General features: G+C 37.6%; 6 protein-coding genes and 1 pseudogene. 2 read left to right on the top strand and 5 right to left on the bottom strand.

Features of this window, described 5'->3' with window-relative positions; all coding sequences use genetic code 11:
- The 4 genes and pseudogenes from ACFX4H_RS25150 to ACFX4H_RS25135 form a co-directional block, all read right to left on the bottom strand.
- Positions 1–1,016, bottom strand: a 1,016-nt coding sequence (locus ACFX4H_RS25150; protein WP_377436468.1) for a LysM peptidoglycan-binding domain-containing protein, incomplete at its 3' end; no start/stop codon positions are given.
- 601 nt (positions 1,017–1,617) lie between these two features.
- Positions 1,618–2,127, bottom strand: coding sequence for a DoxX family membrane protein (locus ACFX4H_RS25145; RefSeq protein WP_241637605.1), 510 nt, complete (start codon positions 2,125–2,127; stop codon positions 1,618–1,620).
- A 1,361-nt stretch (positions 2,128–3,488) separates the two neighbouring features.
- On the bottom strand, positions 3,489–4,232 hold the full coding sequence (locus tag ACFX4H_RS25140; RefSeq protein ID WP_377436467.1) for an SDR family NAD(P)-dependent oxidoreductase: 744 nt from the start codon (positions 4,230–4,232) through the stop codon (positions 3,489–3,491).
- 52 nt (positions 4,233–4,284) lie between these two features.
- Positions 4,285–4,677: pseudogene (locus ACFX4H_RS25135) on the bottom strand (SDR family NAD(P)-dependent oxidoreductase); the annotation flags it as partial.
- Positions 4,678–4,756: 79 nt separating this feature from the next.
- Here ACFX4H_RS25135 and ACFX4H_RS25130 point away from each other — a divergent pair.
- A complete protein-coding gene (locus ACFX4H_RS25130; RefSeq protein WP_377436466.1) occupies positions 4,757–5,347 on the top strand; it encodes a hypothetical protein in 591 nt (196 codons plus the stop codon).
- Between the two features lie 39 nt (positions 5,348–5,386).
- A complete protein-coding gene (locus ACFX4H_RS25125; protein ID WP_377436465.1) occupies positions 5,387–5,671 on the top strand; it encodes a response regulator transcription factor in 285 nt (94 codons plus the stop codon).
- A gap of 83 nt (positions 5,672–5,754) precedes the next feature.
- Here the strand turns inward: ACFX4H_RS25125 and ACFX4H_RS25120 are convergent, their stop codons facing one another.
- A complete protein-coding gene (locus ACFX4H_RS25120) occupies positions 5,755–6,501 on the bottom strand; it encodes a TerC family protein (RefSeq protein ID WP_034313117.1) in 747 nt (248 codons plus the stop codon).
- Between the last annotated feature and the right edge of the window lie 404 nt (positions 6,502–6,905).

The raw sequence follows: 6,905 nt of genomic DNA, 5'->3' as shown, positions 1-6,905 counted from the left end.
CCCGCCTTTGGATCTCTGAGTTTCGGCAGCAAGGAATAGTAGTCCGCTGCCGAACCCCGTTTAAGGGAAATGCCCTGCTCCTTCATGGCCCAATAGATAAAACCGCTGCAATCCATTCCAATCATCGGATCATATTCTCCGAAAACATAGGTAAACCCACGTAAAGTATAAGCATACTTTATGACATCATAAGCTTTATCATAGGAAGCCTCTTGATTTGCATAAAATGGATACAAGGGACTGCTGTATATTTGAAGATACTGTCCCTGCATCAAGCTATCAGTCGGTAACGCGTTACGCTTTTTGATTGTATCCACCGATACACCGTAATTATCCGAGATACTTTTAAGTGTTTCATTATTTTGAACGACATGCTCTCCTTTTGGTGTATACGTTTTATACTCGGCTTGGTATTGTGCAAAATATTTTTCCATGGTAGATCTCACCTGAACTGTCTCCGCTCCGTATCCAGAATTAACGAACTGATTTCCCCCCAGATAGATCCCTGCGGTCACGACTTTTGAACTCCCCTTTTCCAGAAAAAATATAACATCTCCAGCCTTAGGAGTATTTGTATCCATTCCTTGCTTATAATAGCCTTCAACTGACAAACGGTCGATAGGCACCTTTTGCCGGGAGAGTACCCAATGAATCAATCCGCTAGAATCAAACCCTTTGATAGGTGTCTCTTGTCCAGCCGTTTTTTTAAATCCTGTAAAAGTTTTCGCATAATTCCCAATTTGTTTCCCTCTCTCTGACCACTGATAGTTCGAAGGAGTATAAGCATTTTGAATGGTTAACTTCTGGCCAATATATAACTTACCATCCGGTAAACCATTCATATCCATTAATTGCTTTGTCGATATATCATAGATCGCTGCAATCGATTCTACCGTTTCTTGAGAGGATACAGTATGCACTGGATCTGCTGCTTCAACTTTTAAGCCAGATAAAAAAGTAAAACTAGCCATGCCTAGTAATAAAAACAACATACTACCTAATATTCTTTTCGCCATTTAACCCTTCCTTTATCATACAGATTTTGTTCCTTCCTATTGAAATTATGTAATAAAATATCAACTGTATAACTTTAACATAAAAATACTATTAATTGGATTCACTTCCACTTTCATCATTGAACTAACCTTCTCTTTTGTTTATACTTTTGCGATATTAATATAAGGCCATTTTGTAAGAAAATGCTCCTTCGTAAAAGTGTCTTTTACGAAATACGCTATTAAGCTAATTATAGGATCAACAATAAAAATGATATGACGCGAAATACAAAAAGCTCATTTCCAAAGTAAGAAAGAACTGAGTTCAGACTGTAGACGAACTCGCTGAAGAACAAGTTTGTCTCCATTTTATTTAGGTTTATAAAACCTTGAACGTCGCTTGGAACATAGGGCACTCGTTTTTCGCGGGCGGCCCGCCCTCGGTGCTTTTGCGCCTGTGGGGTCTCCCTCGACGTGCCTTTCCCGCAGGAGTCTCCCACACACGCTCCAATCAACTCTGTTTTAAATTTTAGATAAAACCCTTTTTTCTACAAACTCCTGAGTTTTTAATTATTTTCTTCACTCTTATATGTTGTAAAGTTATGGGTGAATAACTTTATCTCTAACTGTGCATAGTGACTTCTTGTTCCTTTTTTCTAAATATTTGTTTTCTTAGGAATGGGATTATCCAATGATCTAAACCTATTCTCGCTGCATTAAAGCCTGCAACAAGGATAAATATTTCAATTAAAACCATCTGTGGGTTTGTACTCGTTGCTCCAGAGAACATGTAGGAAAAGTTCATTAGCACTCCCATTAATACAGCAAAAGTTGTAAAAGTTCCTAAAAGTAATCCAAGTCCGACTAAAAATTCACCCCATGGAACTAGAATATTGAATATCCCTACATTTGGTAATGCAAAGTCACCTAAAAAGTCAGCCCACCAAGATTGAACAGATGGATGTTCACCAGTTACTTTTCCTATTGCACCTGTAATGAATCCAGATGCATCAAATTTCCCACTAGTTATTTTACTCCACCCTGCATTCAACCACTGCCACCCTATAAATATACGAAGTATTGTCAGCATAAATGACGCGTAAATATTTTCTCTTATAAACTTAACTATCATTATTAAATCCTCCTTAAAAATAAGTAGTTATACTGGTTAACAACAATTTTCACAAGGCTATTAAATTGTCTTAGTCTTAGTCGTATCTATTCAAAAACATCCGTAAAAACTTTTTCAGTATTTTTGCAAGCTCCATTGCTAAAAAATACCCTTGTTTTTTATCTCTTGAAATTTCTCCAACTACCCCATTTGCAAACCTTAAGTGCTCATTCTTTTTCTTTTTTTAAAATAAACCTAGATGGGGGTACGTTCCGAGAAATACAGATCCAAAACAGTAATTAGAAAACCTCATTCAATATTGCTTCTTGCGGTACATATGGAACAGATTTTCTGAGCTCGTTAATACTTTTTCCGGATATTTGAATATTGACTTATCCTTCGGGATTAAGTTTAACAAACCTATTAATAATGTTTATTTCCCTTCCCCATTTGGACCGATAACCCCAACCAATTCACCTTGGTTTACCGCTTCATTACCATGTTAGGATACAAACAAACTCTTAACGGGAAGTGCGGAATTCATTGCAAACATCTCCTTTGTAAATAATTTTTCGATAAACTAATAATGTTTACCAAAGGCAACATCGATCCAAAAAAATAAAGTGGTTATCTACCACACTTCACTTTAACGGCATTATATGCACTAAGGTAAAAAAGTTTCCCTAAGGAAAATTTTAATCTGAAGGTAAAACCTTGTCAATCAAAATGGAGCCATTACTAGCCTTATCTTCGGGATCGCTGGGTGTACGTTAGCTTAAGAAAAACGTTTAAATATGAACGCTCCATTTCTGCTTCTTATATGTAACAGGTTTTTCACTTGGTAACGTGACAGTTATTTACTTTATTAATTCTAACAATGGTAAAGTATTGAACTTGCCCTAATTTCGAGGAAATACTTTGCTCATAAGAAACAAAAATACCTAATAATGTGACTAAATAAAATTAATCTAATCTAGTTTAATTTATTCTTTTTTCTCAAAACCAGGCTAATCTAAACTAGTAAAGATATTAGCATACGTCCATATACTATTTTATTAAAGCGACCAATCTAGATCGTAATCAAATTACCCGTTTGGCCTTATTTATCGCTGCACATTCAAAAAAGTAGAAAAGTATCCTCCTTAAACATAAAAATTACTGAATTCCCTCTCCCCTGCAACTGCTTGTATCGTTTCTTCTTCCAAGGAAATGTTTTTAGCATTCCCCGATATTTTTTTATATTATGCAAAAAAAAGAGCCCTCCAGCAGAGTTGAGTAATCTAACACCACTCATCTTACGGAAGAAGCTCAATTTCACATGCAATTATCACATCTAACGATTTGCCTGATTGATAGAACTAGCTATTAACCCTTACACGGTTTTATACGGCCGTATAACCGCCGTCGACAATTAGGCTAGTGCCAGTAACAAATGATGCATCTTCACTTGCAAGGAAGAGAACAGCTTTAGCCACTTCTTCCGCTCTGCCTAAACGGCCGATTGGATGTAAATCGATCAAACCTTGTCTAATTTCACCTTGTGCTTTGGCAATAAGTGGTGTATCTATATATCCAGGGCAAACTGCATTGACACGAATGCCATCTTTCGCATAAGTCGCACCTAATGTTTGTGTCAATAGTTTGACACCGCCCTTTGCAGCAGAATAGGCTGTTACCCCCGGTTTCCCTGCATGGCTATGGATGGAGCCTGTATTGACAATGGCGCCGCCAGTAGATTGTTTTTGCATTTGCGCTATCGCATATTTATCGGATAGGAAGACACCGGATAAATTAATATCAATCGTTTTTTGCCATTGCTCGTAGCTTAACTCATGAATGTTTCCGTCTCTTGCAATTCCTGCGTTTGCGAACATGATATCCAGTTTTCCATATTTGTTAACCGTCTCTTCGATCATATTCTTTACGTCATTTTCATTCGTCACGTCAGTTTTAACAAAAAAAGTATCATACCCGTTTCCATTTAACTCTTCTGACACCGCTTGTCCATGATCAGCAAAATCGGCAATGACCACTTTTGCTCCTTCTTCTGCAAATAATTTAGCCGTACTTGCTCCAATCCCGCTTGCACCCCCTGTTACGATTGCCACTTTATTTTCTAATCTCATATCTAAACACTCCTTAGTTTTTAGTTTCTACTACCCGCTAGAAAGTCGGGTTTTAGCGAGCAGTCGCTCCGCCGTCCATCACAAATTCAGTACCCGTCGTATAGGAAGATTCGTCCGAGGCAATGAAAAGCACTGTATTCGCCACATGATTGACGCTGCCCAGATGTCCCAATGGGATTTCTTTACCCAATTCATCTTTTGAACTGCCCGTTTGTTCAGAAGCATAGTCCGCCATCCCGGTATCGATATATCCTGGATGAATCGAGTTTACACGTACCCCTTTTGAAGCATACTCGGGTGGCAGCATCTTTAGTCATTGTCCGGACCGCTCCCTTGCTTGCACCGTATAGTACATGATCAGGGGCGCCAATCAAGCCTGCAATGGAGGAAGCGTTTATGACCGAACCTTTATTTTGTTCGCCATCAGTGGCATAATGTGTTTCATTCAAACATTACTGGAATCATTTTTACTATTTTTTTCCGCTCCAAATATCGAGGACGTAAAAGACACATACGAAGAGTACATGGATACTTGGCTACAATCACATTTACCCCTTTTAAATGAAAAGCATTTCAGCATGTTCCGATTGATCTTTGAAAAGTCCATCGTTACCTCATTGGTAAACCTGAAACATGCCCAAACCCTTTCCATCCTTATGTTCTTATTATCCATTTTCTCTCATCTCATCCATAGCTATAACAAGTGGACAGGCGACGAACCGGAGCAACACCACAAATCCAAACAAGAGCATGCAGAACTTAAAAGACTGCAGCTACTGGACCAATTGGATGAACTTTTAATTATCTCAACAGGATTTAAGGATTTTGCTTTTATCCTAAAAAAATGTGAGGAGTTCTTTAACTATAAAAGATGTGTTTTTTATGCTTATATTCCTTGGTCCAATCAATTTCATGGCACCATTGGATCCGAGCTGCCAAAAGTTCAGAGTATGAGGGGACACGTCAGCTCCAAGCAATCCATGGTATTCAATTCAAAAAAGCCGGTATTTATAAAGAATCCCCATATTTACATTAAAGAGGAACATATACAGCTATTTAATCTTTCATCTGTCATTTTTGTACCGATTGTTCATGACCAGCAAGTGTTCGGCTAGCTGACCTTTGATCAATTAGGAAAGGAATTCGATTATTCAATGGATGAAATGACTTTACTTGAACAAGTCGGAAAACGGCTCGGTGTATATTTATCAAGAAAGGATGATGAGGTATCAATTGGTACCGACATACAATTGACCGAACGGGAAGCCATGATTTTAAATTTGCTGGCTGAGGGTTATAACAATAAAACAATGGCCGAATTGCTGCAATTAAGCGAGCATACCGTTAGAGATTATGTAAGAAGTTTAATGACAAAGTTTAAAGCCAAGAACCGTACACAGGAAGTGGTTTATGGTTTTCGGTTAGGCCTGTTGAAGTAAAATTATTACCGAATCTATAAAGAACCAAAAAAAGACCGAAAAATTTTATTCGGTCTTTTTAAAATTTTCAAAGAATATATACTTTATTTACCTTCACTTTTTTTCTCTGTTTTTCCAGATAAAAACCATCCGCCTATAGCGATAAGAAGCATGACTGACCAAAAGATTATATTCCAAACCGGTCCTTCAACAAAATCGTGAGAGATAATGTGTACGGCTGGATGTGCAAGGGTATGCATTAATAACTTAACCCCTACCCAACCAACGATTAACATGGCTGCCGTTTCGAGGCTAGGTCGCTCCGTCAGTACCTTAACGAAGTATCCTGCCGCAAACCGGATGACGATTAAACCTGCAATGGCCCCTAATAAAATAACAATGAATTTTGCCCCATCCATTCCTCCTATATCCCCCATTGGCGTATCTGGCAAGGCAATGACTAGAGCGACTGCAGCTAAAATGGAATCAATAGCAAAAGCAATATCAGCCAATGCAATTTGCGCAACGGTCATCCGGTAGCTTTTCCCTTTTTTTTCTTTTTCTCCGTGATCCCTTTTTAATAAATGCTTTAATGAAATGAAAATCAGATATGCAGCCCCAATTGCTTGAACTTGCCAAACATGGAAAAGGTACGAAATGATGAAGATTGCACCAATCCTAAATATAAAAGCCAAAAGCAACCCAATATTAATCGCTTTTTTTTGCTGTTCTTTTGGTAAATGCTTTGACATTATAGCTAAAACCAATGCATTATCAGCAGATAATAAACCTTCTAAAAAAATTAGAATAATTAACACCCAGCCATATTCCAATAATAACGATAGTTCCATGATACCCCCCTAAAAGCATGTAAAAGAATGCGTATATAACTTAAAACCCAACAACACTTTCTCCTCCAATATTGTCCCATCTTCTCTTCTTCCTTATTCAATCCTTCCGTCCAATTAGCATACTCCCTCTTTAAAGTAAAGCATCCATCAGCGCTATAATATTCTTTTATGCTTAGACTTCATTCCAATTGGGAAAAGTTAGGATTTATATCTTCGCACTCCGAAAAGCTCCAACTCAATTCCTATTCTGCCATTAAATGATATTTCTGTAAAATGTTTTTATGTTGTTCCTGCGTCTGTAATTGTACGGAGTATTCGTAATAAAAACATAGTCACTTTCATTTGACTCAATATTTAAAATGTTAATAATCCCCATCTCTACATACAAGCTTAATTAAAAAGAG

The sequence above is a fragment of the Peribacillus sp. YIM B13477 genome (assembly GCF_042787955.1).
In the GTDB taxonomy this organism is placed as follows: Bacteria; Bacillota; Bacilli; order Bacillales; family DSM-1321; genus Peribacillus; species Peribacillus frigoritolerans.
This window is presented reverse-complemented; position numbering and strand designations above follow the sequence as displayed.

What these genes read in the sequence shown, in the direction of transcription:
- ACFX4H_RS25145 (WP_241637605.1), bottom strand. Translation starts at nt 2,127, where the DNA reads ATGATAGTTAAGTTTATAAGAGAAAATATTTACGCGTCATTTATGCTG.
- ACFX4H_RS25140 (WP_377436467.1), bottom strand. Translation starts at nt 4,232, where the DNA reads ATGAGATTAGAAAATAAAGTGGCAATCGTAACAGGGGGTGCAAGCGGG.
- ACFX4H_RS25130 (WP_377436466.1), top strand. Translation starts at nt 4,757, where the DNA reads ATGGATACTTGGCTACAATCACATTTACCCCTTTTAAATGAAAAGCAT.
- ACFX4H_RS25125 (WP_377436465.1), top strand. Translation starts at nt 5,387, where the DNA reads ATGGATGAAATGACTTTACTTGAACAAGTCGGAAAACGGCTCGGTGTA.
- ACFX4H_RS25120 (WP_034313117.1), bottom strand. Translation starts at nt 6,501, where the DNA reads ATGGAACTATCGTTATTATTGGAATATGGCTGGGTGTTAATTATTCTA.